Here is a 25,920-nt window from a genome sequence, read left to right as displayed (position 1 = left end):
TAGCGATTTGCTTCTTTCAAGCGATGTCTGGGTGTCCGCCCTCATCCGCCGCGCCGAGATCGGCGGGGGTTTCGCCACCGTCGCGCGCAAGGGCGACGCGCGCGCGGGCACGGTGATCGTCAAGGTGTTCGACACCTCCAACCGTCGCGCCAGACTCTATAGTGAAGCCTTCGGTCCCGACGGCGAACGGCTGTGGATGCAGCCGGTCGAAAGCGAATTCGAGAGCGAGCTGGACGACTATCTCCAGCGGCAGATCAGATACGATCCCGACCTCTGGATCGTCGAGATCGAGGATCGGCAGGGCCGGCATTTCATCACCGAGAAGGTGGCGGGGGAATCGTCCTGAGCGACCGGTTAACGCCCCCGCCGCCGGTGCGAAATCCTTAACCGCGTTCGCACACGGAACCTCAAGCGGAGGGCTTTAGGGTCACCTTCAACGGGCCAGATGAGCCCGGCGTGATGGTGGGTGTTTCCGGATGCTGTTTCTTCTGAACGACGTGGTGTTTGATCTGGACGAGGCCTGCCCGGTCACGGCCGTCGACGCGCGCCGGTTCGAAGCGCTGGATCTGGACTATGTGCTGGAGCTCGGCTGCGAGCTGTTCGCCGAAGACCCGCTGCTGCACCACACCGACCCGCAGCGCGCGCGCCGTCTGGCCTGGTTGATCCACGACCGCTCGCCGGACGTGAACGCCGCCCTGTTCGCCGCGCCGGCGGCCGGCTGCAATCCCGATCTGGTCGAGCCGCAGTTCTGCGCCCTGCCCGAGCCGGTCATGCGCCAGCTGAAGGCCCGCGCCACCAAGGGCAAGCTGGACGCCGTCGCCGCCGACCGCGCGGTCTGGATGCGTCTGGCGGCGTAAGGTCGCGCTTGTATCGCGCCCGCTCCCCTCGTTAGAGTTGCTCCCGGAGCTGGGGAGCCGGGGGATTTCGACGATGATGAAGGTGCTGAGGGCGGTCGCGCTGCTGGCCGCGACCTGTTTCATGCTGGCCGCCGCGCCGGCCCACGCCGAATGGCGCAAGGCCACAAGCGAGCATTTCGTCGTCTACGGCGACACCAGCGAAGGCGCCCTGCGCAACTACACGCAGAAGGTCGAACGCTTCGACCATCTCCTGCGCACCTGGTTCCCGCCTCGAGACTCTGACCTGATCGCGCCGCGCCTGCCCATCTATCTGGCGGACGGCCGGGCCGAGATGCTGAAGATTTGGCCCGATATGCCGGCCAACGTCGGCGGGTTCTACACGCCCGGCGAGGAGCGCATCTTCGCCGTGACGGGCGGAACGGGCCCGGACAATGACCACACCCTCTTCCATGAGTACGCCCACCACTACATGCAGCAAAACCTGACCGGGGCTTATCCCGGCTGGTTCGTGGAAGGCTTCGCCGAATATTTCGCCACGGCGGACCTGTCCCCCGGCCGCATGCGGGTCGGTCTGCATAATCCGGGGCGCATGAACTCCCTGACCATGGGCGCCAACAGCTGGATGCCGATGGATCAGGTCCTGAAGTCGCGCTCGTACGACACCGGCTCGCGCGGCCATTTCTATTACGCGCAATCGTGGGCGCTGACCCACTACCTGATGAGCACCCCCGAACGGCGACAGATGTTGGGTTTGTACCTCACCGCCGTGATGGACGGGCGCGATCCCGTCGAAGCGCTGAACGGCACGATCAATCGCACCCCGGCGCAGTTGCAGGACGACGTGCGGCGCTACATCACCGGCAGCATCAACTTCCTGTCGCAGGCCCACGACTTCCCGGTGGCCGAAGTGGCGGTGGAGCGTCTGAGCCCGGCGGAGAGCGACCTCATCTGGCTGGACCTGCGACTGGCGCGCTTCGTCCCCGAGACCCTGCGCGCGGGCAATCTGGCCGAGGCCCAGCGGATCGCCGGTCGCTATCCCGGCGACCCGCTGGCCGCCCGGGTGCTGGCCCAGGCCCATCTCGACATGCAGCAGCCGGACGAAGCCGTCGCCGTGATGCGGCCGATCGTCGAAAGCCACCCCGACGACCCGCTGAGCCTCCGGTTCTTCGGCTCGGCGCTGATGGACGCGGGCGACAAGGCCGACGAGGCCGGCGATTCCACGCGACGCGACGCGCTCTATGTCGAAGCGCGCGGGGCGCTGGCGCGCGCCTATGCCGCCGATGCGATGGACTACCGGACCTATCTGGCGCTGGCGCGGAACCGTAACGGCGCGGCGACCTATCCTTCCGACAATGATCTGGCCATCCTGCGCACCGGCGTGGAACTGGCTCCCCAGGTGTCGTCGCTGCGTTATTTGGCCGCTCAAGCGATGATGCATCGCGAGCGCTACGCGGAGGCCGTCCTCTATCTTCAGCCGCTGGCGAACAATCCCCACGGCGGAGACCGGCTGACGGAACTGCGCGACCTCCTGCAGGAGGCGCGGGAGAAGGCGGGCATGGCAGCCGACGCCAAGACCGACGAGGAAGAGGCGGATCCTGTCGCGGAACCCGCCGCGGAGTAGAACGCCCTAAATCAGGGAGTTGAAGACGACGTGCACCACGATCGCGCCGACGACGATGACCGCGAAGCCAAGCGTCAGGCAGAGAGCGGGGTGCGGGCCGCCTTCGCGAGCGGCGGGACGGTCGTCGAGGGGGTGATGCAGGGCCATTTCCGTTCCTTCGTTTCCAAAGGCGGCGCCCGATTGCGTGACCGGACGTCTCGCCTGAAGGGACGATGACTCCAAAAGCCACGTTTGGCGAGGGGTTATTCACCGCGGAGATCGTCGGCCTGGATGCGCGGTCTGAAACAACCTTGATCTGCAAGCGCGCCTGCGGCTAGCTGGAGAGGTTCGCCCAGGGGTGGGGGAGGAAGCACCATGTCGATCATCACGATGCGCCAGCTTGTTCTGGTGTTCACGGCCCTTTGTCTCTGCGCCGCGTCGCCGGCCCGGGCGGACTGGTTCCGCGCCGAAACCGCGCATTTCATCATCTACGGAGACACGTCGGAGCGGGAAATCCGCAACTACGCGCAGAAAATCGAACGCTTCGACTCCTTCCTGCGAACCTATTATCCGATCCAGGTCGACCATGAGATTCCCAAGCTGGAGATCTTCATGGCCAACGGGGCCCGCGACATGGAGCGGGCCTATCCTGGGATCCCTTCCACGGTGGCCGGCTACTACACGCCGAACAACGCCCGCATCCACGCCGTGAGCAACACCGCCAGCCGTCAGGCCGACGAGACGATGTTCCATGAGTACGGCCACCATTTCATGTTCCAGATGGCGGCCACCGCCTATCCGTCCTGGTTCGTGGAGGGCTTCGCCGAATACTATTCGACCGCGGAGATCCGGTCCGACCGGATCCAGTTCGGCCGTCACAGCCCCGGCCGCATGAACTCGCTGACTCAGGCGGCGAACCAGTGGGCGCCGCTTGCGGACGTGCTGACGTGGCGGATCTCCGCATCCGGCCGCTATCGCGGGTTCGATTACTACGCCCAGTCCTGGGCCCTGACCCACTATCTGATGAGCACGCCCGAGCGGCAGGCGATGCTGCGGCGGTATCTCGCCGCGGTCGCGGGCGGCACGGGCTCGATCGAGGCGATGCAGGCCGCCACGGGCCGGACGCCGGACCAGCTTCAGAACGATATCCGGATCTATCTGACCGGCACGATCAGCGTGCTGACGCCACAGATTCAGCTGCCCACGCCGGAGGTCGCCGTCACACGGCTGACCGAGGCCGAGGGCGATCTGGCGTGGCTGGACCTGCGGCTGGATTCCATGGAGCCCCGCGTCGAGGACGAGGTGGAAGAGGGCAATCCGGACGAGGTCGAGACCCCCGCCGTCATCGCCCGGCGCGAACGCGAGGCCCGGGAGAGGGCCGAGGCGCGGGTCAACCTCATTCGCGACGCCTCGGCCGGCGCCGCCCGCCACCCCGGCGACAGAATGGCCGCCCTGGTTGAGGCCCGGGGGCTCCGTCTGAAGGGAGATCCCGTCGCCGCCTTCGCCGTGCTGGAGCCGCTGATCGCCTCGGGCTCCCAGGATCCGATCGCGCTGCGGCTCGCCGCGGAGATGCTGATGGATCAGGCGCGGAACAAGACTGACGCGGCCGAGGCTCTGGCGGATCGCCGCGAGGCCCGCACCTACCTGGCCCGAGCGCTGGAGGTCGCGCCGCTGGACTTCCGCATCTATGGCGGTCTCAACCAGTCCCGCCGGTTCGACAGCAACTATCCGTCGGCCAACGACATCTCGACACTGGAAGTCGCCGTGGCCCTGGCGCCTCAGTCGTACGACATGCGGATGCGGCTGGCGGACGCCTACCTGACCAAGGGTTTGACGCGCGAGGCGATCGACACCGCCCTTCCGGTGGCCAACAGCCCGCACGGCGGCGGCTGGACGCGACGCGCCCGCGCCCTGGTGGCGGCCGCGCGAACCGCCGCGGGCCAGCCGGTGCAGGCCGACGAAGCCCCTCCGGCCGAGGCCGCAGCGAACGTCGAGGCTCCAGTCCCGGCCGGCTGACAGCGCTGGACGCATCGACAGACGCGCCCGCGCGCGCTATCGCGCCCCACCATGTCGAAGCTCACTCTCGAACAGGAGGCCCTGCGCCGCAGGACCTTCGCCATCATCGCGCACCCTGACGCCGGCAAGACGACGCTGACCGAGCATATCCTGCTGTCGGGCGGCGCCATCCGCGCGGCCGGCGCCGTGCGGGCGCGCGGCGAGAACCGGCGCACCCAGTCCGACTGGATGAAGATCGAGAAGGAACGCGGCATCTCGGTCTCGGCCTCGGTGATGACGTTCGAGCACGACGGCAAGATGTTCAACCTGCTGGACACGCCGGGGCACGAGGACTTCTCGGAAGACACCTATCGCACCCTGACCGCCGCCGACTGCGCCATCATGGTGCTGGACGCCGCCAAGGGGATCGAGCCGCAGACGCTGAAGCTGTTCGAGGTCTGCCGCCTGCGCGACATTCCGATCATCACCTTCATCAACAAGCTGGACCGCGAGGCCCAGGACCCGATGGCCCTGCTGGACGAGATCGCGTCGCGGCTTCAGCTGGACCCCGCCCCGATCTGGTGGCCGGCCGAGAGCGGCAACCGACTGCGCGGCATGGTCGAGATGGGCACCGGCCGCTTCCAGCCCTACACCCGCAAGCCCGCCGGTTCGACCGAGGACGTGCCCCACCCCGAGGCCCTGCCGCTGGCCGACGCCGCGCAATATTTCGAGGCGGGCGAGCACGAGGCCCTGATCGAGGCGCAGGAACTGGTTGAGGCCGGCTATCCTGTCTTCGACCGCCAGTCTTTCCTCGAAGGCCACATGACCCCGGTGCTGTGGGGTTCGGCGCTGCGCCACTTCGGCATCGATGAACTGCTGAGGGCCATTGGCGAATGGGCCCCGGCGCCCAAGGTGATGAAGGCCCAGAAGGCCGCCCCGCCCGAGACCCGCAACGCCCCCGCCCCGATCGATCTGACCGTCGAGCCGGGCTCGGCCGAGGTGACCGGCTTCGTCTTCAAGGTCCAGGCCAACATGGACCCCAACCACCGCGACCGGATCGCCATGTTCCGCATGGCCTCGGGCTCGTTCAAGCGCGGCATGAAGCTGAAGGTGCAGAACACCGGCAAGCAGCTGAGCGTGAACGCTCCCATCATGTTCTTCGCCTCGGATCGCGAACTGGCCGACGACGCCTTCGCCGGCGATGTGATCGGCATTCCCAACCACGGCGTCCTGCGGGTTGGCGACAGCCTGTCGGAAAGCGGCATGATCCGCTTCGCCGGCCTGCCGAACTTCGCCCCCGAAATCCTGCAGCGCGTCCGGGTCAAGGATCCGCTCAAGGCCAAGCACCTGAAGAAGGCGCTGGAGGGCCTGGCCGAGGAAGGCGTGACCCAGCTGTTCCGCCCCGAGCTGGGCTCGGACTTCATCGTCGGCGCCGTCGGTCAGCTGCAGTTCGAGGTCATGGCCGACCGCCTGGGCGAGGAATACGGGCTGGAGGTCATCTTCGAGCCCAGCCCCTACGCCGAGGCGCGCTGGATCGGCGGAGCCAAGGCCGACCTGGAGGACTTCATGGGCAAGTACCGCGGTCAGATGGCCACGGACATCGACAGCGACCCGGTCTTCCTGGCCAAGTCGAGCTGGGAGACCGGCTACGTCGGCGAACGCTTCCCGAAAGTGGCCTTCACGAAGACGAAGGAACGGGGCTGACCCTCGCGGGGGCGGTTTCGGGCCGGGTGAACATCGGCAGGAAGATCTGAAGCAGCGGCCCCGTGGTCAGCACGAACAGGATCGTGCCCACCCCGACCGTGCCGCCCATCAGCCAGCCCAGCGCCAGCACCGTGGCCTCGACGCCCGTGCGGATCCAGCGAATGGGCCAGTGGGTGACCTTGAGCAGGCCGGTGGTGATGCCGTCGCGCGGTCCCGGCCCCAGCCCGGCGCCGATATAGGCCCCGGTGGCGGCGGCGTTCAGCACCACCCCGACGACCAGGCACGCGCCCTTGAGCCATAGCCCCTCGAGCGGCGGCAGGATCCACAGGCTGAGGTCCGCCACCGTTCCGATCAGCAGGACGTTGCAGATGGTGCCGATCCCCGGCTTCTGGCGCAGCGGGATCCACAGCAGCAACACCAGGACGCCGACACCGCTGACGACCATGCCGAGACTCAGCCCCGTCACGTCCGAGAGGCCCTGATGGAACACGCTCCACGGATTCAGGCCCAGATCGGCCCGGACCATGAGGGCGGTCGACAGCCCGAACAGGAACAGACCGATCTGAAGCTGGATGAAGCGGCGCAGGAACATCCCGCAGACCTAGCTCAACCGGCCTTGTTTTACAGAGCCACTTGTTCGAGTGTGGCCCTGTGAACGCTCCCATCGTCAATCCTCTCGCCCTGACCCGCCAGCTGAACGAGTGGCGCGCGGCGCATGGCGACGACGCCGCCTACCGCAGCCTGGCCGAGGCGCTGAAGCGGCTGGTGCTGGACGGCCGCCTGCCGCTGGACGCCAAACTGCCCGGAGAGCGACGGCTGGCCGAGACCCTGGGGCTGAGCCGGATCACGGTCAGCGCCGCCCTGGACCGCCTGCGAGCCGACGGTTTCGTGGTCAGCCGGGTCGGGTCCGGCAGCTTCACCGCCTTGCCGCCGGGACCGGCCGGCCGTCGCGACCCGCTGCACCACCGCGAGGCCTCAGGCCTGATCGACATGGCCACGGCGGTGATGCCCGCGGGCGCCCATCTGCACGCCGCCTACGCCCAGGCGCTGGCGTCCCTGCCCGCTCACCTCCCCGGCCACGGCTACGGCCCGGTCGGCGTCCGGTCCCTGCGCGACGCCGTGGCGCGAGACTATGAGCGGATGGGGCTGGCGACATCGGCGGACCAGATCGTGGTCACGGCGGGCGCCCAGAACGCGCTGGCGCTGCTGCTGCGGTCGCTGGCGCGGCCCGGGGACGCGGTGCTGATCGACCATCCGACCTTCCATCACGCCATCGACGCCATCGTCCGGGCCGGACTGCGGCCCGCGCCGGTCGCCCTGCCGGCGGAGGGTTGGGACATCGACGCCCTGACCGCGACGATCGAGCGGGCGAGGCCGCGCCTCATCTATCTGATCGGGACGCACCACAATCCGACCGGGCGGGTCATGACGGCCGAGCAGGAGGCCGCCATCGCCGCCGCCGCCGGGCGCGCCGGCTCGACCCTGATCCTGGATGAGACGCTGCGGGAGCTGGGTTTCGACGCGCCGCCGCCCCCGCCGCGCGAGCTCGGGGGTCACGTGATCCGGCTGGGTTCGATCAGCAAGAGCTGGTGGGGCGGACTGCGGATCGGTTGGCTCCGGGCCGCGCCGACGGTGGTCGAGGCGGTGGTCCGCAGCCGGGCCTCCATGGACCTGGGCGTGCCCATCATCGAACAACTGGCGGCGGCGACGCTGCTGAGCGGAGATCGGGCGCCCCTGGCCGAACGGCGCCGGCAGCTGGCGGCGCGCGAAGCTCATCTGCGGACCCGGCTGGCGGCGGCATCCCCGGATTGGGAGGCGTGTCGCCCGGCCGGGGGATTGTCGCTGTGGGTGGGGCTGCCACGCCCCGCCAGCGAAGCCCTGGCCGAAGCGGCGGGTCCGCTGGGCGTGCGGATCGCGCCGGGCACGCGGTTCGGCGTCGGCGGCGCCTTCCGGCGCTTCGTGCGCCTGCCCTTCACCCTGCCGGAGGCCGATCTGGAGCAGGCGGTGGACCGGCTGGCCGAGGCCTGGGCGACGCTGGACCGCAAACGACCCCGCGCGTCGCGCCGCGACGAGGGCGTTGTGCTCTAGCCACCGGTGGACAGCCGCATCTGGGGTGAATCACGGACTTTCTTCTGTCACTCCCCCGTGGTTTGCTGTTCCGGCAAAACGGCCCGGGCGTGCCGTGGAGGATCCGATGTTCGCGATGGCCTTCCTGGCCGTGCTGTCCCTGGCGGGTGCGCAAAGCGCGCCCGAACAGACCCTGCCTTATGACGAGGTGGTGCGCTGTGCGGGGCTGACCCAGGCGGCGTCCGAACTCGAGGGCGGGGAGACCGGCGAGGGTCGGACCCTGTACGACGCCGCCCTGTACTGGTCGTTGAACGCGACCCAGTCCGCCGCCGCCGCGGGCCGCACCCCCGCCGTCGCCGAGGCCGAGCAGACCCGCGCCCGGATCCGCGCCGTGCGTGAGCTCAGCACCAACAACGCCGAGGCCCGCGCCGGCCTGCAGCGCTGCCGCGCCCGCACACCCCGCCTGGGTTGAAGTTTTTTCGAACGAACCACCGACGCGGCGCTGCGTTTGCTTGAGTGCGACCCGGGGACCATTCGTCCGTCCCGAAGCGGGACGGCGCCGGAGCTGCGTGCATGTTTGAATTCGGCCGCGATCTGAGAAAGCTGTTCGAGAAGGCTCGCGAAAGCGAGGACCTCGGCTGGCTGGAGCTGGTCGGCGCGGATCTGGTTCAGGTCGAGGCCCGGCGCGAGGGCGTCGATGCGGGCCGGGTATCGGCGACGCGGCCCTTCGACGGCTGGATGCGCTCATCCACGCTCTGGCGCGAGCATGCCCGCCGCACCGGCAGCCGGATCAGCCTGGAGCGCGCCGGAGCCGCCGCCTCCGACGCCGCCCGCCACACCACCAGCCCGGACCAGACCGCCGCCGCCGCGATCGAATCCGCCGCCATCCATCTGCTGCGCTTCGACCTGTTCGGCGGCCCGGCGGCCCTGACCGCCGCCCTATCGGATGTGCAGAGCCTGACCTGCGAGCGGCCGGCGACCCGATCGTCCGCCGCCGCCCTGCACGCCCGCCTGTGCGCCCGGCGCGCCCGACTGAGCGGCGACACCCACGCTCTTCTGGACGCCGGCGCCCTGCTGGACGCCGCCGTTCACGACGCCCGCGCCCTGCCGCCGACGGTGGCCGACGAGCTGCGGCTGGACCGCGCCGCCCTGTCGCTGGAGGCCGGGGTGACGCGCCGCGATCCGCGCATGCTGGATCAGGCCGGACGCGACCTGCGCGCGCTGGTGGAAGCGGCCTCGCCCGATCATCGCCCCCTGACCCGCGCCCGCGCGCTTTCGCTGGCCGGCGCCGGCATGGCCGCCCTGGCGGTCCTGGCCCGGGATGACGCCGCGGCCGCCCAAGGCCGGGCCCTGTTCGACGCCGCCGCCGATCAGTTCACCCCTGACCATAGCCCGCTCGACTGGGCCGCCGTGCTGCTGGCCGGGACCAGCAAGGACACGCCGCTGCTGATGCTGGCGCAGGCCGAGGCCCAAACCCGCGAACCGGGCCTGCTGCTGGGCGCTCTGGTGCGCGAGCGGCGCCTGTCCGCCGAAGTCGCGCTGGCCGAGGCCCTCGGCGACCTGACTGCACTGAACGGACTGGAAGCGGTGGTTCGCCGCCGGCTGTCGGAGCCCCTGCGGGTGCAGCCGCTGGACTGGGCCGCCGATCAGATCGGCATGGCGCAGCTGTTCCTGGCCCGCGCCCGCCTGACCGGCGTGGAGGCGCGGTCCGTCGGCCTGATGCTGGCCGAGGCGATGGAGACCGCGCGCGAAATGGGCGCCCCGGCCCTGGCCGACCGCGCCGTGCTGGCGATGCCGGAAGCCGTCGAGATCTAGATCAGCCGCCCAGGGCGACGAAGCCGCCGTTGGCGTGGCACGGCTTGCCGTAGCGCAGCGGCTGGCCGTCCTCGGCCATGACCCGCCCGCCCGCGGCTTCCAGCACCGCCTGCCCGGCGGCGGTATCCCATTCGGACGTCGGACCGGTGCGCGGATAGGCGTCGAAACGGCCCTCGGCGATCAGGCAGAATTTCAGCGAGGAGTCCGTGCCCTGCCACTGGACGCAGCCGTGGCGCGAGGCCAGGCGCGCCGCCTCGTCGTCGGTCATGCTGTGGCTCAGCAGGGCGGTCGGCGAGGCCGGGCGTTCGCGCACCTTGATCGTGGTCCACGCCTCGCCGAAGCGGCGGCGGAAGGCGCCCTTGCCCGGCGCCCCGCTGCGCCAGGTGACCTGGGTCGCGGGGGCGGTGACCACGCCGGCGACCGGGGTGTCCTTGTGGATCAGGGCGATGTTGACGGTGTAGCTCTCGCGGCCTTCGATGAAGCCGCGGGTGCCGTCCAGCGGATCGATCAGCCAGAACCATTCGCCCAGGATCTCGGCGACGCCGTTCGCGGCGACCTGCTCCTCGGCCACGGCCTGCACCTCGGGATAGAGGGCGGCGAGGCGCTGCAGGATCAAGGCCTCGGCCTCGCGGTCGGCCTGGGTGACGGGACTGTCGTCCTTCTTGCTCTCGGCCACGACGCCCGAACGCCAGTACGGAAGGATGACCCGCGCGGCTTCTTCGGTGATGTCGGCCAGCGCCTCGGCCAGGGCGCCCGACGCGAGGTCGGCGATCAGTCGGTTGCTCATGGCCGATCCGATAGAGCATCCGGGCGGTTTGAAGAACCGGCAAATCAGGTCAGCCTTGGGGATACTCCGCCCAACCGCCTCCGGACCCGATGACCGACACCGCGCCGACCACCGCCCTGCCTGACGGGCAGGCCCTCGCGACCCTGGTCGCGGGCAAGCTTTGCCATGACTTCATCAGCCCGGCGGGCGCGATCAGCTCAGGGCTGGACCTGCTCAAGGACCCGTCGGCCCAGGACATGCGCGACGACGCCATGGGCCTGATCGAGGCCAGCGCGAAGAAGATGATCGCCCTGGTCAGCTTCGCCCGCGTCGCCTTCGGCGCCGCGACCTCGGCCGAGCGTTTCTCGGGCGCGGAGCTGGGCGAGCTGGTGTCCGGCCTGACCGAAGGCGGTCGCGCGACGCTGCAATGGGCCGTGACCGAGGGGACCTATTCCAAGCCGCAGTCACGGGCGCTGGTGAACCTGGCCTATCTGACCGTGGCGGCCCTGCCCTCCGGCGGCGTGGCGACCGTGCGCACGCGCGCCGAGGGTGACGGGCTTGTGATCGAGGGGATCGCCGAGGGCGCCCGGGCCCGGCTGAAGGCCGAGGCCGTGGCCGGCCTGGCCGGCCAACCCCTGTCCGAAGGCCTCCCGGGCCAGTGGATCCAGCCCTACTGGCTCTGGCTGACCGCCCACGACGCGGGCGGGACGCTGGAGGTCCAGGTCGAAGACGGCCGCGTGGCGCTGATCGCCCGCATGCCTAACTGACGCTTAAGGCGGTTTCCCAAGGACTCGTTAACCGGCTCAAAGCGATCATAGGCCTAGATGCACACGCGGGCGTTGCGCCTTTGTTTCGCCCCCAGGATACGAACTTGACCCCCAGAACGTGTCTGATCGTCGACGACAGCCGGATCATCCGGAAGGTCGCCCGTCGCATCGTCGAGGGCCTGGGGTTCGAGGTCGACGAGGCCGCCGACGGCTCCGAAGCCCTGGCCTTCTGCGCCGGGTTGATGCCCGAGGTGATCCTGCTGGACTGGTCCATGCCGGTGATGGACGGCCTGACCTTCCTGCGCCGCCTGCGAACCCTGCCCGACGGAGCCGCGCCCAAGGTGCTGTTCTGCACCATCGAGACGCGCGCCGAACGCATCGCCGAGGCCCTGTCCGCGGGCGCCGACGACTATGTGATGAAGCCGTTCGACGGTGAGATCCTGACATCCAAATTCGCCGAGGTGGGAGCCGTCTGACCCCATGTCGCCCGAGGATTTCGATCGCCTGCAATCGCTGATGGCCTCGCGCGCGGGGTTCCGGCTGACGCGCGACCGGATGAAGCTGGCCGAGCACCGCCTGGGCCCCGTGGCCCGGCGCGAAGGGTTCGAGACCGTCGACGCCATGCTGGGCTCGCTGTGGGCCAAGCCGGTGGCGACTCTGGGCTGGTCGATCATCGAGGCCCTGCTGAACCCCGAGACCTGGTTCCGCCGCGACCGTCCGACCTTCGACACCCTGGGCGGCGAACTGCTGCCGGCTCTTAGCCGCGCGCGGACCGGCCAGCCGGTGCGCGTCTGGTCGGCGGGTTGCTCCACCGGGCAGGAGCCCTGGTCGATCGCCATGGCCGCGCTGGACGCCGGCGCCCCGGTCGAGATCGTCGGCACCGACCTGTCGCAGCGCGCGCTGGAGAAGGCCCGCACCGGCGCCTACACCGGCTTCGAAATCCAGCGCGGGCTGAAGGCCGAGACCATGCTGCGCTGGTTCGAACAGGCCGACGACGCCTGGATCGCCAAGCCCCAGCTGCGCGCCACGGTGCATTTCGCCCGCGCCAACCTGCTGGACGCGCCGACCGACGACGCGCGCTTCGACGTCATCTTCTGCCGCAACCTGCTGGACGACATGGAACCGGCGCGGCGGATCCAGGTGCTGGACAACCTCGAGCGGCGGCTGGTCGATGACGGCGTGCTGTTCCTCGGCCCCGACGAGCGGATCGAGGGCGACAGCGTCGCCTTCCGCGCGGTGGCCGGTCGCCGGGGCCTGTTCGTCAAGTCGCCGACGGCCGTGCGCCGGGCGGCCTGATCCCCCTTCGCCAAACCGAATTCCTGTCGTAGCGTCGCTTCCGGTCGTCCCGGGGGAATGTCGACATGCGTCTGTTCTGGCTGATCGGATCGTTGGCTCTGGCGCTGGCCATCGGGGTGCTGACCCTGCAGGTCCCGCGTCCCGTCGCGGCGGACGCCCCCGCGACAACCTTCTCCGCCGGACGGGCCATGGCCGATGTGCGCCAGATCGCGCAACGCCCCCACCCCATCGGCTCGCCTGATCATGCGCGGGTGCAGGCCTATCTGCTGCAGCGCATGGGCGCCCTGGGTCTGCAGACCTCGACCCAGACCGGGCCGATCTCGCCCGGCTCGGCGCGGCGGCTGAGCCAGCAGGGCGGCGATCCGGCGGCGGCCGACTTCAGCGCCACCAATCTTATCGGCGTGCTGCCGGGGCGGAACCCCGCCCTGCCCGCCGTGGCCCTGATGGCCCACTACGACACCGTCCCGCATTCGCCCGGAGCGGCGGACGACACCACGGGCCTGGCGGCGGTGCTGGAGACGGTGCGCGCGATCCGCGCGCGGGGCCCGGCGGAGCGCACCCTGGTGGTCCTGTTCACCGACGGCGAGGAGCTGGACCTGGACGGGGCGCGGGTGTTCTGGGGCGGCCACCCCCTGCGCGACCACATCGGCGCCGTGGTCAATCTGGAGGCGCGCGGCGGCGGCGGCCGAGCCATGATGTTCGAGACCGGACGCGGCAACGCCCAGACCGTCGCCCTGTTCGGCGGGGCGGGGGTTAAGGCCACGGGCGGGGTGACCTCCAACTCCCTGGCCGTCTTCGTCTACGAGACCATGCCCAACGGCACCGACTTCACCGTGCCCAAAGCGCGCGGCGTGCAGGGGGTCAATTTCGCCTTCATCGGCCGGCCCGCACAGTACCACGCCTCCACCTCGACCCCGGAGACCCTGGATCAGGGCAGCGTGCAGCACATCGGCGCGCAGGCGCTGGAGACGGCGGACGCCCTGGTGCGCGCGCGCGCCCTGCCCGCCGCCACGACCAACGCCGTCTACGCCGACGTGTTCGGCCGGTTCGTGATCCACTATCCGCCGGTGATCGGATGGGGGCTGTGGGTCGTGGCCGCCGCCCTGCTGGCCGGCGCCGCGGCGCTGGCGCGGCGGCGCGCGGGCCTGACCTTCGCCGACGTCGGGCGCGGCATGGTCGACGGCCTGTGGTTCCTGACCAGCGGACTGGTGCTGACCCATGCGGTGCGGCTGGCCGGCGGACCTCTGTCGGAGCGGGCCGAGAGCGCGGAGGCCTATTACACCCTGCTGGCCCGGCTGCCGTGGCTGGAGGCGGGCGCGGCGCTGGCCGTGCTGGCCCTGATGCTGGCGGTGCTGGGCGGCCGGACGCGGTCCGACCGGCGCGTGACCGCCGGGGCCCTGGCGGTCCTGACCGTCCTGACCATCGTGCTGGGCGGATTCAATCTCCTGATCGTCGGCGCGGGCGTCGTGGCCGTCGGCCTGTCGCTGGCGCCCGGACTGGCCGCGCGCAGCGTCTGGGGCGGCTGGACCGGACTGATCGCCCTGGCCCTGGTGTTCGCAGCGGGCGCGCAGGCGGCGGCGCCCGAGACGGCCTTCCTGTTCCTGTGGCCGGCCCTGCTGGCCGGGCTGGCGGCGGTCGCCGCGGCCGCGCTCGATCCGGGCCTGACCCGGCCCAAGTCGCTGACCGCCGTCGCGGTCGCCGCCGTCCTGGGCGGGGCCTGGCTGATCGGCATGGCCCACCCGGTCTTCCTCGGCATCGGCATGGACCTGCCCGGGGTGCTGGCCCTGCTCGGCCTGCTGGGCCTCATGCTGGTCCGCCCCTTCAGCCCCGAGCCCGCGGCCGAGCGACCGTTGCTGATGGTCGCGCTGGGCGTGCTGATCCTCGGCGCGGGGCTGTCGGCCTATGCCCAGGCCGCCGAGCCCATGGCCCGCGATCCGCAGGCGTCGTCACGGAACAGCTAGGCCGCCCCAGGCCCAATACGTCAAATTTGGACGTATGAAACCGGAACTGGACGGGGACAGAAAGAGAACATCTTGTGAACCAGAACAAACCATGCACATAGTCCGCCTCACATAACGAGGGGGCGGGTCCATGGCGGGTCTCTCCCGAAACCAGATGGGAATCATGGCAAGGGAGACGAAGGCAGTGTCACAGGCGGCTTTGAAATTGGTGGGCAAGGAAGACGGCGACAAGCAACGCGCCCTCGAGGCGGCGATCGCGCAGATCGATCGCGCCTTCGGCAAGGGCTCGGTGATGAAGCTCGGCAAGGGCGGCGTCGTCGCCGAGATCGCCAGCGTCTCGACCGGATCGCTGGGCCTGGACATGGCGCTCGGCATCGGCGGCCTGCCGCGCGGCCGGGTCATCGAGGTGTTCGGCCCGGAAAGCTCGGGCAAGACGACCCTGGCCCTGCACACCGTCGCGGAAATCCAGAAGGCCGGCGGCGTCGCCGCCTTCGTCGACGCCGAACACGCGCTCGACCCCGGCTACGCCCAGAAGCTGGGCGTGAACCTGGACGACCTGCTGGTCTCGCAGCCCGACACGGGCGAGCAGGCGCTGGAGATCGTCGACACCCTGGTGCGCTCGGGCGCCGTGGACATCGTGGTGGTCGACTCCGTCGCCGCCCTGACGCCGCGCGCCGAGATCGAGGGCGAGATGGGCGACAGCCTGCCCGGCCTACAGGCGCGCCTGATGAGCCAGGCCCTGCGCAAGCTGACCGCCTCGATCAACAAGTCTCAGTGCATCGTCCTGTTCATCAACCAGATCCGTCACAAGATCGGGGTCATGTACGGCTCGCCGGAAACCACGACCGGCGGCAATGCGCTGAAATTCTACGCCTCGGTCCGTCTCGACATCCGCCGCACCGGCGCGATCAAGGACCGCGACGAAGTGGTCGGCAACACCACCCGCGTGAAGGTGGTCAAGAACAAGGTCGCCCCGCCGTTCCGCGAGGTCATCTTCGACATCATGTACGGCGAAGGCATCTCCAAGCTGGGCGAGATCATCGACCTGGGGGTCAAGGCCGGCATCGTCGAGAAGTCAGGCAGCTGGTTCTCCTACGACAGCCAGCGTATCGGCCAGGGCCGCGAGAATGTGCGCGCCTTCCTCAAGGCCAATCCGGATGTCGCCGACTCGATCGAGAAGGCCGTGCGCGCCTCGACCAACAAGATCGCCGACGAACTGCTGGGCACGCCCGAGCCGGACGAGGGCCAGGACCTGGAAGGCTGACGTCAGGCTGAGCCTGGCAAAAGTCCACTAAAGTGCACTCGAAAAAATTTCGGGCGCCCATTTCACCAACACTTCTCCGGCCGGGTTCGCCGACCCGCCATCCGACCCCGCCGGGCCGGGCCGGATGGAGCGGCCGCTCGACCCCCGCCGGGTCGGGCGGCCTTTTTTCATCCGGGCTTGCCAGTCCGGAGGCGGAGAGGGCCGTGCCGCCCTGAGGGCCTCAATCGAACCCGCGCGTCGCGATGGGATTGCCGGACGGGCCGGAAGGGGTGATCGTCGGCGCCGGGAGGACTTCACATGATCAAACCGGGTTCCGGCGCGCGCGCCGCCCTCTTCGCTGGCCTCGCCGGCGGCGCGGCGGACATTCTGACCGCCTTCGTCATCTACCGGCCCGCCTCGCCGGAACAGATCCTGCAGGCGGTGGCCTCAGGACTGCTGGGCCCCGCGGCCTTCCAGGGTGGATGGGGCGCGGCGGCGATCGGGCTGGCCGCGCACTTCGTCCTCGCCGTCATCTGGGGCGTCATCTTCATTCTCGCCGCCACCCAGGCCCCCGCGGTCCTGCGCCGTCCGGTCCTGTCGGGCCTCGGCTTCGGCGTGGTCGTCTACGGGGTGATGAACGCCGTCGTCGTCCCCCTGTCGGCCGCCCCGGCGCGCGCCGCGCCGGCGGCGGAGATGATCGGACTGGGGCTGCTGGCTCATGCCCTGTTCGGTCTGGCCCTCGCCTTCACGGCCGCCCGCCTGCTGCGCGCCGACCGCTGACGCAGAACGGGGCGGCCCTTCCGGACCGCCCCGCTTCCTTCGTCAGATGGACGCTCCGCCTACCACTCCGGCGGCAGATAGGGGCCGAAGCCCGAACAGACGTACATCGGGGTCTTCACCTCATAGCCGGCCGGCAGCCACGGCGAGGTGACGAAGATCATCGAACCCGACTGGACGCAGCTGTCGGACCCGCTGCCGATCAGGTTGGCGTGTTCCGCGTCCGAATAGACCTCATAGGAATAGGCGATCGGGAAACAATCGCTATGGCCGCTGAAGCAGTAGATCCCCGGCCCGGGGTAGTACTGCTGGACCGCCGCCGCGGGAGCCGGAGCCGCCGCTCCGAGCGACATCGACAGGGTCAGGCCCGCCACGGCGGCGCCAAGCATCTTGATCGACATGATACCCTCCTTCACACGCCCCTCCGGCGCGTAGGTAGTAAGCGGCGCCATTTACACAACCTTAAATAACAAGTTCGTGTGAGAGGTGAATCCGCACCGGCGCACCCGCCGGCGGGCCTCGACGGCGACCGGCCCGCCGCCACGGCTCCGACATCACGCCCGGGTGATGCAAAGGGGCCAGAACCCCTATATGACGGCCGATCCCCCTTCTCGAATGCGCGTCCCATGACCAGCCTCAAACAGATCCGTTCGACCTTCCTCGACTACTTCGCGGCCGATGGGCACGAGAAGGTCCACTCGGCTCCGCTGGTGCCGCAGAACGACCCGACGCTGATGTTCGTCAACGCGGGCATGGTGCCGTTCAAGGACTACTTCACGGGCGCGGCCACCCCGCCGTATCCGCGCGCCACCAGCTCGCAGAAATGCGTCCGCGCGGGCGGCAAGCACAACGACCTGGACAACGTCGGCTACACCGCGCGCCACCTGACCTTCTTCGAGATGCTGGGCAACTTCAGCTTCGGCGACTACTTCAAGGAACACGCGATCGACCGCGCCTGGGAGCTGGTCACCAAGGACTTCGGCCTGGATCCCAAGCGCCTGCTGGTCACCGTCTACATCGACGACGACGAGGCCGCCGCGATCTGGAAGAAGGTCACCGGCTTCAGCGACGACAAGATCATCCGCATCGCCGGTTCGGACAATTTCTGGGCCATGGGCGACAACGGCCCCTGCGGTCCGTGCACCGAGATCTTCTGGGACTACGGCGACCACGTCCCCGGCGGCCCTCCCGGCTCGCCGGATGAGGACGGCGACCGCTATGTGGAGATCTGGAACAACGTCTTCATGCAGTTCGAGAAGGAGAACGACCAGATCGTTCGCCAGCTGCCCAAGCCCTCGGTCGACACCGGCATGGGCCTGGAGCGCATCGCCTCGGTGCTGCAGGGCAAGAACTCGGTCTTCGACACCGACCTGTTCCAGACCCTGATCGCCGCCTCGGCGGATGCGACCGGGACCGATCCCAACGGCGAGATGGCGTCCAGCCACCGCGTCATCGCCGACCATCTGCGCTCGTCGTCCTTCCTGATCGCCGACGGCGTCACCCCCTCGAACGAGGGGCGGGGCTATGTCCTGCGCCGCATCATGCGCCGCGCCATGCGTCACGCCCACCTGCTGGGCGCGAGCGATCCCCTGATCCACCGCCTGGTGCCGACCCTGGTCGGCGAGATGGGCGACGCCTTCCCCGAGCTGAAGCGCGCCCAGGCCTTCGTCGAGGATACGCTGAAGCAGGAAGAGATCCGTTTCCGCACCACCCTGTCCAAGGGCATGAACCTGTTCGACACGGCGGTGCAGGGCTTCAAGCCCGGCGACATGCTGGACGGCCAGACGGCCTTCACCCTGTCCGACACCTACGGCTTCCCGCTGGACCTGACGCAGGACGAGGCGCGTCGCCGCGGCTATTCGGTCAACGTCGACGGCTTCGAGGCCGCCATGGCCGAGCAGCGCCAGCGCTCGCGCGAGCACTGGAAGGGTTCGGGCCAGACCGCCAACGCCGGCGAATGGCTGACCATCCGCGACCGCCTGGGGCCGACCGTCTTCACCGGCTATGACGCCATCGAGGGTTCGGGCGAGGTCCTGGCCATCATGAGCGGCGGCGCGCCGGTCGATGCGGCCGAGGCCGGCGACATCGTCGAGGTCCTGTTCGACACCACCCCCTTCTACGCCGAGAGCGGCGGCCAGGCGGGCGACCACGGCACGTTCGAGTGGCCGGGCGGCGAGGCCGAGGTCATCGACGTCAAGAAGCACGCCGGCGACCTGCACGTGCTGTCGGTCCAGATCACGGCGGGCAAGCTGGAGATCGGAACCCGCGCGGCCCAGCTGGTCGACGCCGAGAAGCGCCGCACCACGCGCGCCAACCACTCGGCCGCCCACCTGCTGCACACGGCGCTGAAGAACATCCTCGGCCCTGCGGTGGCCCAGAAGGGCCAGCTGGTCGACGCCGAACGCGCGCGCTTCGACTTCAGCCACAACGCCCCGCTGACCGAGGCCGAACTGTCGGCCATCGAGACCGAGGTCAATGCCGTCATCCGCCAGAACGTCCCGACGGAGACCAAGCTGATGGCTCCCGAGGCCGCGATCGAGGCCGGCGCCATCGCCCTGTTCGGCGAGAAGTACGGCGACGAGGTTCGCGTCCTGACGCTGGGCCGCTCGCTGACCGGCGACAACGCCCCCTATTCGGTCGAGCTGTGCGGCGGCACCCACGTGGCCCGCACCGGCGACATTGCCCTGTTCAAGGTGGTGCAGGAAACCGGCATCGCCGCCGGCGTCCGCCGCATCGAGGCCCTGACCGGCGAGGCCGCGCGCCAGTACCTGCTGGCCCAGGCGGGCGTGGCCAAGGGCCTGGCCCAGAGCTTCAAGGTCCAGACGGGCGACGTGCCCGCGCGGGTCGAGGCCCTGACCGGTTCGGTCAAGGCGCTGGAGAAGCAGGTCGCCGAGCTGAAGAAGCAACTGGCCCTGGGCGGCGGCGGGGCTTCGGCCAATACCGCGCCCGAGGAGATCAACGGCGTCAAGCTGATCGCCCGCGTGCTGGACGGCGTCGACGGCAAGGGTCTGCGCGGCGTGGCCGAGGACTTCCGCAAGCAGGTCGGTTCGGGCGTTGTCGCCCTGATCGGCGTGACCGAGGGCAAGGCGGCGATCACCGTCGCCGTCACCTCGGACATCACCGGCACGGTCAATGCGGCGGACCTCGCCCGCGCGGCGGTGCTGGCGATGGGCGGCCAGGGCGCGGGCGGCAAGCCCGACTTCGCCCAGGGCGGCGCCCCCGAAGGCGGCAAGGCCGAAGAAGGCCTGGCGGCGGTGCGGGCGGCGCTGGCGGGCTAGGTCAGCTCTCGGGCGTGACGGTGCGCGTTACACGGCCGGCCTCGTCCAGGAACTGGATCGAGGCCTGGCCGTCCGCCGTCACGTGCAGACGCAGCCGCGTCCGGCCCTGGGCGTCACGCAGCTCCATCTTCGACGCCCGTTCCGCGTCCTTGCCGAAGTAGGCGCGCTGGTTTCCAAACGCGCCCTCAGCCCTCAGGCGCGCGAGCTCGGCCGTCCGGGCGTCCCCGGTCAGGCCCTGCAGCCGGGTGGTGGCGACCTCGATCGACTGGTCCGGCCGGTCCGAGATCGTCAGCCCGGCCGTGCGCTCGCCGCCCTCCTCGATCTGGTTCAGGGCGACCACCTGGTCCTGCTCGAACTGATCGAAGCTCAGGTGGCCGTACCCCTCGACCGACCCGTCGGCCTTGCGCGCGCCGCCGAAGATCAGCCCGCCGTTCTCGGTGCCTTCGTCGTTGAAGAACAGCATGCCCGCGGTGGTGCGGTTCGGATGCGGATGCTCCTCCCCGCGGATGATGAGGCCCGGGAAGCGGGCGGTGTTGGAGATGGTCATCCGCAGGGTGCCGTCGTCCTCGCGGATGTTGATGCGCTTGACGTCGATCTCCTCGAAAGCCGTGCGCTCCGGCCCGCTGACGGCCTCTGTGACCACGAAAGCCCCCAGGATCGTGGTGGCGATGGCGGAGTAAACGACTAGGAACGACGGGCGGCGGGACATGGGAGGACTCCGGACAGGACGATCCTCCTTCCTACTCATTCCTCGTTCTGCAGGTCCACGGCGGCCAGCTTCCAGGTGAACAGGCCACGGCGTTCCAGGATCAGGGCCAGGTGCTGGTCGGGATGATCGCGGTCGGTCAGGGTCACGGCGAAATGGTTCAGGTCGCGGTAGCCCCAGGCCTGATGGATGTCCTTGTCGCTCTTCCGATCCCCGGGCTCCGACGGGGTCCGGCGGCCGGGATCGGGCGCCTCGGCGGTGGTGACCATCTGAGCCAGCACCTCAGGCGTGACCGCGGTGTCGACGGCGCCCGACAGGATCATCGGCGCCAGCATCATGCCCAGCCCGCCCAGGCCGCTTTCGACCACGCGCGGATCACGGCCCATTCGCGCGACCAGCTCCTTGTTCAGCTCATCCTTCAAGCTCCCGCGCAGGGCCGGGAAATCGACCAGCTGTTCCAGCTTGCGGGCGTCCCCGGCCTTGGCCGCGCGGATCAGGGCTTGGCCGGCGACGATGGGCGCCACGGCCCAGGCGGCGGCGAACAACGCCACCGCCGCCAGCACGGCGCCGGTCAGCAGTCTCTTGGTCATGTCATCCCTCTGGCGTCGTAACGCCTTCCCACCGTCACGGTTGCCCGAGTCGAGGCGGCGCGCCAGTGGAAGCGGTGTCAGCCGCCTTTCGTGCCGCCCGACTCCACCCGGGGAACGGGGGCGCCTGAGAGGGGCGGGGCGGCGCCCTCGGGCAGGCCGACATGGACCAGCCGCCACTCGAACGGACCCTTGCGCTCGAAGGTGAAGACCGTCTTGGACCCGCCTTCGTCCGTGACCGCCATGCGGGCGCGATTGACGCCCCAGAAGACCGGCTCCGGGAACAGGTCCCGGCGTTCGCCCTCCGGCGCGGGTGCGGTGCGCTGGGCGGCGTAACGGCCCTCGCCCCGCGTCAGGGCGGCGACGGCGGCGGGGGTCAGGTAGATGTCCGGCTGCGGGCCGAGGGCCGGAGCGGCCTGCTCGAACTGGCGGCGCACGGCGCCGATCGGGTCTTCGAGGAAGGAGGCCGCCGGGGCCTGGGCCGCCGCATTGCCGTTCAGCTGGGGCCGCAGCGACTGGCGCACGGCGGTGTAGTCGATCAACCGCGACAGGGCCGCGGCGTCATTGGCGTCCGCCGCCGAACGGATGGCGAAGAAGGCCACCCCCGGCGCGGCGAAGAAGCTGATCGCCGCGATCACGATCGCCGCCAGGATGAGTCTGCCGATGAGTTTCACGCCCGCCCTCCGTTAACGCCGTCATCAATGCACGAACCCGCGGCCCGCTCAAACGAAAGGCCCGCCGGACGCGAATCGAGCGGGCCTTTGTTTCTGGGCCGCGGTCGTCGGCCCTGCGGGACCTCCCGACCCGACGCGGCCTAGCGCTTCGCGCACAGCTCGCGCTCAAGCAGCGAGGCTCCGCGAGCCGAGCGGTAGCGCGCAACGAAGCGAGCCGCCGCGCGGCGAGCGATAGCGCCCTTCTTAGGAAGCCATGGCCTTGTCGAGGTTGGCGGCGACCTTGTCGAGGAAGCCCTCGGTGGTCAGCCAGCCCTGCTGGTCGCCGACCAGCAGCGCCAGGTCCTTGGTCATGAAGCCGCTCTCGACGGTGTCGACGACGACCTTCTCCAGGGTCTCGGCGAAGTGGGCCAGCTCGGCGTTGCCGTCCAGCTTGGCGCGGTGCTTGAAGCCGGCGGTCCAGGCGAAGATCGAGGCGATCGAGTTGGTCGAGGTGGCCTCGCCCTTCTGGTGCTGGCGGTAGTGACGGGTCACGGTGCCGTGGGCGGCCTCGGTCTCCATGATCTTGCCGTCCGGGGTCATCAGGACCGAGGTCATCAGGCCCAGCGAGCCGAAGCCCTGCGCCACGACGTCCGACTGCACGTCGCCGTCGTAGTTCTTGCACGCCCAGACGAAGCCGCCCGACCACTTGATCGCGGCCGCGACCATGTCGTCGATCAGGCGGTGCTCATAGGTCAGGCCGCGCTTCTTGAACTCTTCGGCGTACTCGGCGTCGAACACCTCCTGGAAGATGTCCTTGAAGCGGCCGTCGTAGGCTTTCAGGATCGTGTTCTTGGTCGACAGATAGACCGGATAGTTGCGGTTCAGGCCGTAGCTGAACGAGGCATGGGCGAAGTCGCGGATCGAGGCGTCCAGGTTGTACATGCCCATGGCCACGCCGGCGCCGGGCGACTGATAGACCTCGTGCTCGATCACGGCTCCGTCTTCACCGACGAACTTGATCGACAGGGTGCCCTTGCCCGGGAACAGGAAGTCGGTGGCCTTGTACTGGTCGCCGAAGGCGTGACGGCCGACGACGATGGGCTGGGTCCAACCGGGGACCAGACGCGGCACGTTCGAGCAGATGATCGGCTCGCGGAAGACGACGCCGCCCAGGATGTTGCGGATGGTGCCGTTCGGCGACTTCCACATCTTCTTCAGGCCGAACTCGGCGACGCGGGCTTCGTCCGGGGTGATGGTGGCGCACTTGACGCCGACGCCGTGCTTCTGGATCGCGTGAGCCGCGTCGATCGTCACCTGGTCGTCGGTGGCGTCGCGGTGTTCCATGCCCAGGTCGTAATAGTCGAGCTCGACGTCGAGGTAGGGGAAGACCAGCTTGTCCTTGATCCACTGCCAGATGATGCGGGTCATCTCGTCGCCGTCGATGTCCACGATGGGGTTGGCGACCTTGATCTTGGCCATGCGCGTGCTGCCTTTGCCTTGGGAGATAGGATGGGTTGGCCGGGGGTATAGCCGCCGCGCGCCGGGGCGCAAAGCCCGGGGCGCCGCGACACAGATTACCGTCGTTCACCCCGCCCGGGAAAACGCCGCCTCCGTGTCGGAACCGATGCGCCTCAGGCCCGCTGACTAGGAATGCGGATATGGCGACGGTCGGGATGGCGAAAGCTCCGGCCCCGCGAGACAAGGTCGAAATCGGCCTTCAGGGGAGAGACACCATGCGAGCCTTGATCGTGACGGCCCTGGCCGCGGTCAGCCTGACCGCCTGCGGACGGGACGCGCCCGGGAAGGCCGGCGAGACCCCACAGGCCCCGGCGCCCGTCGCGGCGGCGGACCCGGCCGCCACGGCCGCGGCGGCGACGCCGAGCGAGACGCGGGAATTCCGCGACTGGCGCGCGGTCTGCGATAACGGCAACCAGTGCATGGCCTACAGCGGCTCGGACGCCACCAGCTGGATCCGGATCACCCGAGCCGCCGGCGCCTCCACCGACGGTCCCTGCATCGGCTTCGGCCTGGGCTTCACCGGACAGGACGACACGCCCAACCCGGTCACCCTCTCGGCGGACGGCCGTCCGCTGTTGCGCATGCAGGGAACCGACGGCCGCTACTGCGCGGACGGGCTCGCCGGTTCTCCGGCGACCGCGCTCATCGCGGCGGCCGACGCCCAGGCCCTGACGCTGGAGGGCGGCGGACAGAAGGGCGCGGTCCCCGCCTCGGGCCTCAAGGCCGCCCTGCTATGGATCGACGAACGTCAGGGACGGCTGGACACGACGACGGCGCTGATCCGGCGTGGAGCCCGCCCGGACTCGACCGTGCCGCCCGCCCCGGCCCTGCCCCGGGTGACACCCGCGCCGCCCGTATCGCAGGCCGGGTTCGAGGGCGCGGCCAATCCGATGGCGGACGAGCCGCGCGGCCTGACGGTCCCGGCGGCCATCGAGGGGTTGAAAAAGGTGAAGACCTGCCGGGCGGATAACAACGAATACCTGAACAAGGCCGTGCTGGCGGCGCGGCTGGACGCCTCGACGGTGTTGTGGGGCATCCCCTGCGGCAGCGGGGCCTATAACGCGACCTACGTCCTTTACCTGGCCCGACCGGACGGCTCCGGCGTGCGGCCCGCCGCCCTGCCCGAACGCACCCCGCGCACCGAGGGGGATATCGGCGGCGAAGGGCCCTGGCTGGTCAACCCGATCTATGACCCGCAGCGTCAGACCCTGACGGTCTTCCCGCGCGGACGGGGCTTGGGCGATTGCGGGACCATCACCACTTGGACTTGGACCGCGCAGGGCTTCGCCCTGTCCGAAGAGCGCGGCATGGGGGATTGCTGGGGCATGAACTCCGGCCTCTGGCCGACCCTGTGGCGCACAAGGGGGTGACGGACCCCGAGGTCCTGATCGTCGGCGCCGGCCCCGCCGGGCTGACCGCCGCCACCTATCTGGCGCGGTTCCGGCGACGGGTGTTGGTGGCCGACGACGGGCCGTCGCGGGCCTGCTGGATCCCGGTCAGTCACAACATGCCCGGCTTTCCGCAAGGCATCACCGGCGACGCCATCCTGCGGCGCATGACCGAGCAGGCGACCGAGTATGGCGCCGGGATCGAGGCGGGCCGCGTCGAGGCGCTCGAGCGGGACGGCGACGGTTTCGTCGCCCGGCTGAACGGACGAACCATCCGCGTACGGGCCGTGCTTCTGGCCACCGGCGTCGCCGACCATCATCCCGATCTGCCGGGCGTCGAGCGGGCCATCGAACGATCGCTCGTGCGCATCTGCCCGATCTGCGACGGCTATGAAGCCATCGACAAGGCGGTGGCCGTGATCGGGATGGACGACCGGGGCGGGCGCGAGGCCGCCTTCCTGCGCACCTATTCGGAACAGGTGGCGCTGATCCATGTGGGCGGCGCGGACGCCCTGACCTGCCGGGATGAGCTGACGCGGCTGGGCATCGAACTGATCTGTGCGCCGATCGACAATGTCCGCCTGGAAGGCGACCGGGTCACAGCCCTGAGCTGGGGCGGGACATTCCGCAGTTTCGACCTGGTCTATTCGGCGCTGGGGACCTCGCCGAACGCGGCGCTGGCGGAAGGGCTGGGCGCGCGCACCGGCGACGACGGCCGCCTGTTCGTCGATGCGCACCAGCAGACCAGCACCCCCGGCCTCTACGCCGCCGGAGACGTGGTGCGCGGCCTGAACCAGATCGCCGTGGCGAGCGCCGAGGCCGCGGTGGCCGCGACCGCGATCCACAACCGATTGCGCGAAGCCGACGGCCTGGTCGTGCCGCCGAATTAAATCAGCCCGAACTCCGGGATTGGGTGGGTCCGGAGTTCGGGCCACGGCCCTT

25 protein-coding genes are annotated in these 25,920 nt (G+C 69.8%); 17 read left to right on the top strand and 8 right to left on the bottom strand.

All coding sequences use genetic code 11. The features are described 5' to 3' along the window. Positions 1–7: 7 nt before the first annotated feature. From AC1RRF_RS00460 to AC1RRF_RS00450, 3 genes are all read left to right on the top strand, one after another. Positions 8–346, top strand: coding sequence for a DUF1491 family protein (locus AC1RRF_RS00460; RefSeq protein WP_492831774.1), 339 nt, complete (start codon positions 8–10; stop codon positions 344–346). Positions 347–476: 130 nt separating this feature from the next. Continuing rightward, a complete protein-coding gene (locus tag AC1RRF_RS00455) occupies positions 477–857 on the top strand; it encodes a hypothetical protein (protein WP_492831772.1) in 381 nt (126 codons plus the stop codon). A 73-nt stretch (positions 858–930) separates the two neighbouring features. After that, positions 931–2,478, top strand: coding sequence for a DUF1570 domain-containing protein (locus AC1RRF_RS00450; protein ID WP_492831770.1), 1,548 nt, complete (start codon positions 931–933; stop codon positions 2,476–2,478). A 6-nt stretch (positions 2,479–2,484) separates the two neighbouring features. Here AC1RRF_RS00450 and AC1RRF_RS00445 read toward each other — a convergent pair whose 3' ends face one another. After that, entirely contained in the window at positions 2,485–2,625 is a 141-nt protein-coding gene (locus AC1RRF_RS00445; protein WP_492831768.1) for a hypothetical protein, read from the bottom strand. Positions 2,626–2,832: 207 nt separating this feature from the next. On the opposite strand from AC1RRF_RS00445, the gene AC1RRF_RS00440 reads away from it, so the two are divergent. Continuing rightward, positions 2,833–4,473 carry a DUF1570 domain-containing protein gene (locus AC1RRF_RS00440; protein WP_492831766.1) on the top strand — a complete coding sequence of 547 codons (1,641 nt, stop codon included), beginning with the start codon at positions 2,833–2,835 and terminating at the stop codon, positions 4,471–4,473. Positions 4,474–4,524: 51 nt separating this feature from the next. After that, positions 4,525–6,156: a peptide chain release factor 3 gene (locus AC1RRF_RS00435; protein ID WP_492831764.1), complete on the top strand. Its 1,632-nt coding sequence runs from the start codon at positions 4,525–4,527 to the stop codon at positions 6,154–6,156. On the opposite strand, the gene yczE is transcribed toward AC1RRF_RS00435, so the two are convergent. Then, positions 6,131–6,748, bottom strand: coding sequence for a membrane protein YczE (gene yczE, locus AC1RRF_RS00430; protein WP_492831762.1), 618 nt, complete (start codon positions 6,746–6,748; stop codon positions 6,131–6,133). The genes AC1RRF_RS00435 and yczE overlap by 26 nt on opposite strands. Before the next feature lie 59 nt (positions 6,749–6,807). On the opposite strand from yczE, the gene yczR reads away from it, so the two are divergent. The 3 genes from yczR to AC1RRF_RS00415 all read left to right on the top strand — a co-directional run bounded on the left by yczR (position 6,808) and on the right by AC1RRF_RS00415 (position 10,038). Further along, positions 6,808–8,244, top strand: coding sequence for a MocR-like transcription factor YczR (yczR, locus tag AC1RRF_RS00425; RefSeq protein WP_492831760.1), 1,437 nt, complete (start codon positions 6,808–6,810; stop codon positions 8,242–8,244). Positions 8,245–8,350: 106 nt separating this feature from the next. Then, positions 8,351–8,695 carry a hypothetical protein gene (locus tag AC1RRF_RS00420; RefSeq protein ID WP_492831758.1) on the top strand — a complete coding sequence of 115 codons (345 nt, stop codon included), beginning with the start codon at positions 8,351–8,353 and terminating at the stop codon, positions 8,693–8,695. A gap of 101 nt (positions 8,696–8,796) precedes the next feature. Further along, positions 8,797–10,038: a hypothetical protein gene (locus AC1RRF_RS00415; protein WP_492831756.1), complete on the top strand. Its 1,242-nt coding sequence runs from the start codon at positions 8,797–8,799 to the stop codon at positions 10,036–10,038. A gap of 1 nt (position 10,039) precedes the next feature. Here AC1RRF_RS00415 and cysQ read toward each other — a convergent pair whose 3' ends face one another. Continuing rightward, positions 10,040–10,825 (bottom strand): 3'(2'),5'-bisphosphate nucleotidase CysQ, encoded by a 786-nt coding sequence (gene cysQ / locus AC1RRF_RS00410; RefSeq protein ID WP_492831754.1) that lies wholly within the window; start codon positions 10,823–10,825, stop codon positions 10,040–10,042. Positions 10,826–10,914: 89 nt separating this feature from the next. On the opposite strand from cysQ, the gene chpT reads away from it, so the two are divergent. The 6 genes from chpT to AC1RRF_RS00380 all read left to right on the top strand — a co-directional run bounded on the left by chpT (position 10,915) and on the right by AC1RRF_RS00380 (position 16,851). Beyond that, positions 10,915–11,571: a histidine phosphotransferase ChpT gene (gene chpT, locus AC1RRF_RS00405; RefSeq protein WP_492831752.1), complete on the top strand. Its 657-nt coding sequence runs from the start codon at positions 10,915–10,917 to the stop codon at positions 11,569–11,571. A 104-nt stretch (positions 11,572–11,675) separates the two neighbouring features. Beyond that, positions 11,676–12,047: a response regulator gene (locus AC1RRF_RS00400; RefSeq protein ID WP_492831750.1), complete on the top strand. Its 372-nt coding sequence runs from the start codon at positions 11,676–11,678 to the stop codon at positions 12,045–12,047. 4 nt (positions 12,048–12,051) lie between these two features. Further along, positions 12,052–12,867 (top strand): CheR family methyltransferase, encoded by an 816-nt coding sequence (locus tag AC1RRF_RS00395; protein ID WP_492831748.1) that lies wholly within the window; start codon positions 12,052–12,054, stop codon positions 12,865–12,867. A 65-nt stretch (positions 12,868–12,932) separates the two neighbouring features. Then, positions 12,933–14,828 carry a M20/M25/M40 family metallo-hydrolase gene (locus tag AC1RRF_RS00390; protein WP_492831746.1) on the top strand — a complete coding sequence of 632 codons (1,896 nt, stop codon included), beginning with the start codon at positions 12,933–12,935 and terminating at the stop codon, positions 14,826–14,828. 163 nt (positions 14,829–14,991) lie between these two features. Beyond that, positions 14,992–16,092, top strand: a complete 1,101-nt coding sequence (gene recA, locus AC1RRF_RS00385) for a recombinase RecA (RefSeq protein ID WP_492831744.1) — start codon at positions 14,992–14,994, stop codon at positions 16,090–16,092. Between the two features lie 297 nt (positions 16,093–16,389). Beyond that, complete coding sequence (locus tag AC1RRF_RS00380; RefSeq protein WP_492831742.1) at positions 16,390–16,851, top strand: hypothetical protein; 462 nt, start codon at positions 16,390–16,392, stop codon at positions 16,849–16,851. A gap of 59 nt (positions 16,852–16,910) precedes the next feature. Here the strand turns inward: AC1RRF_RS00380 and AC1RRF_RS00375 are convergent, their stop codons facing one another. Continuing rightward, the gene (locus AC1RRF_RS00375; RefSeq protein ID WP_492831740.1) at positions 16,911–17,249 is read right to left on the bottom strand and encodes a hypothetical protein; all 339 of its coding nucleotides are present in this window, start codon (positions 17,247–17,249) and stop codon (positions 16,911–16,913) included. 225 nt (positions 17,250–17,474) lie between these two features. Between AC1RRF_RS00375 and alaS the strand changes: the two genes are divergently transcribed. Next, on the top strand, positions 17,475–20,126 hold the full coding sequence (alaS, locus tag AC1RRF_RS00370; protein ID WP_492831738.1) for an alanine--tRNA ligase: 2,652 nt from the start codon (positions 17,475–17,477) through the stop codon (positions 20,124–20,126). A gap of 1 nt (position 20,127) precedes the next feature. On the opposite strand, the gene AC1RRF_RS00365 is transcribed toward alaS, so the two are convergent. The 4 genes from AC1RRF_RS00365 to AC1RRF_RS00350 form a co-directional block, all read right to left on the bottom strand. Further along, positions 20,128–20,835, bottom strand: a complete 708-nt coding sequence (locus AC1RRF_RS00365) for a hypothetical protein (RefSeq protein WP_492831736.1) — start codon at positions 20,833–20,835, stop codon at positions 20,128–20,130. Between the two features lie 35 nt (positions 20,836–20,870). Next, positions 20,871–21,422: a DUF2939 domain-containing protein gene (locus AC1RRF_RS00360; RefSeq protein WP_492831734.1), complete on the bottom strand. Its 552-nt coding sequence runs from the start codon at positions 21,420–21,422 to the stop codon at positions 20,871–20,873. A 77-nt stretch (positions 21,423–21,499) separates the two neighbouring features. Further along, positions 21,500–22,093, bottom strand: coding sequence for a DUF2939 domain-containing protein (locus AC1RRF_RS00355; protein WP_492831732.1), 594 nt, complete (start codon positions 22,091–22,093; stop codon positions 21,500–21,502). Positions 22,094–22,336: 243 nt separating this feature from the next. Then, a complete protein-coding gene (locus AC1RRF_RS00350) occupies positions 22,337–23,551 on the bottom strand; it encodes an NADP-dependent isocitrate dehydrogenase (RefSeq protein WP_492831730.1) in 1,215 nt (404 codons plus the stop codon). A 254-nt stretch (positions 23,552–23,805) separates the two neighbouring features. On the opposite strand from AC1RRF_RS00350, the gene AC1RRF_RS00345 reads away from it, so the two are divergent. Next, positions 23,806–24,960 (top strand): DUF1176 domain-containing protein, encoded by a 1,155-nt coding sequence (locus AC1RRF_RS00345; protein ID WP_492831728.1) that lies wholly within the window; start codon positions 23,806–23,808, stop codon positions 24,958–24,960. Next, the gene (locus AC1RRF_RS00340) at positions 24,957–25,868 is read left to right on the top strand and encodes an NAD(P)/FAD-dependent oxidoreductase (protein ID WP_492831727.1); all 912 of its coding nucleotides are present in this window, start codon (positions 24,957–24,959) and stop codon (positions 25,866–25,868) included. Before AC1RRF_RS00345 ends, AC1RRF_RS00340 begins: the two co-directional genes overlap by 4 nt. Positions 25,869–25,920: the final 52 nt, after the last annotated feature.

Source organism: Brevundimonas sp. GW821-FHT12C05, assembly GCF_058807475.1.
This window is presented reverse-complemented; position numbering and strand designations above follow the sequence as displayed.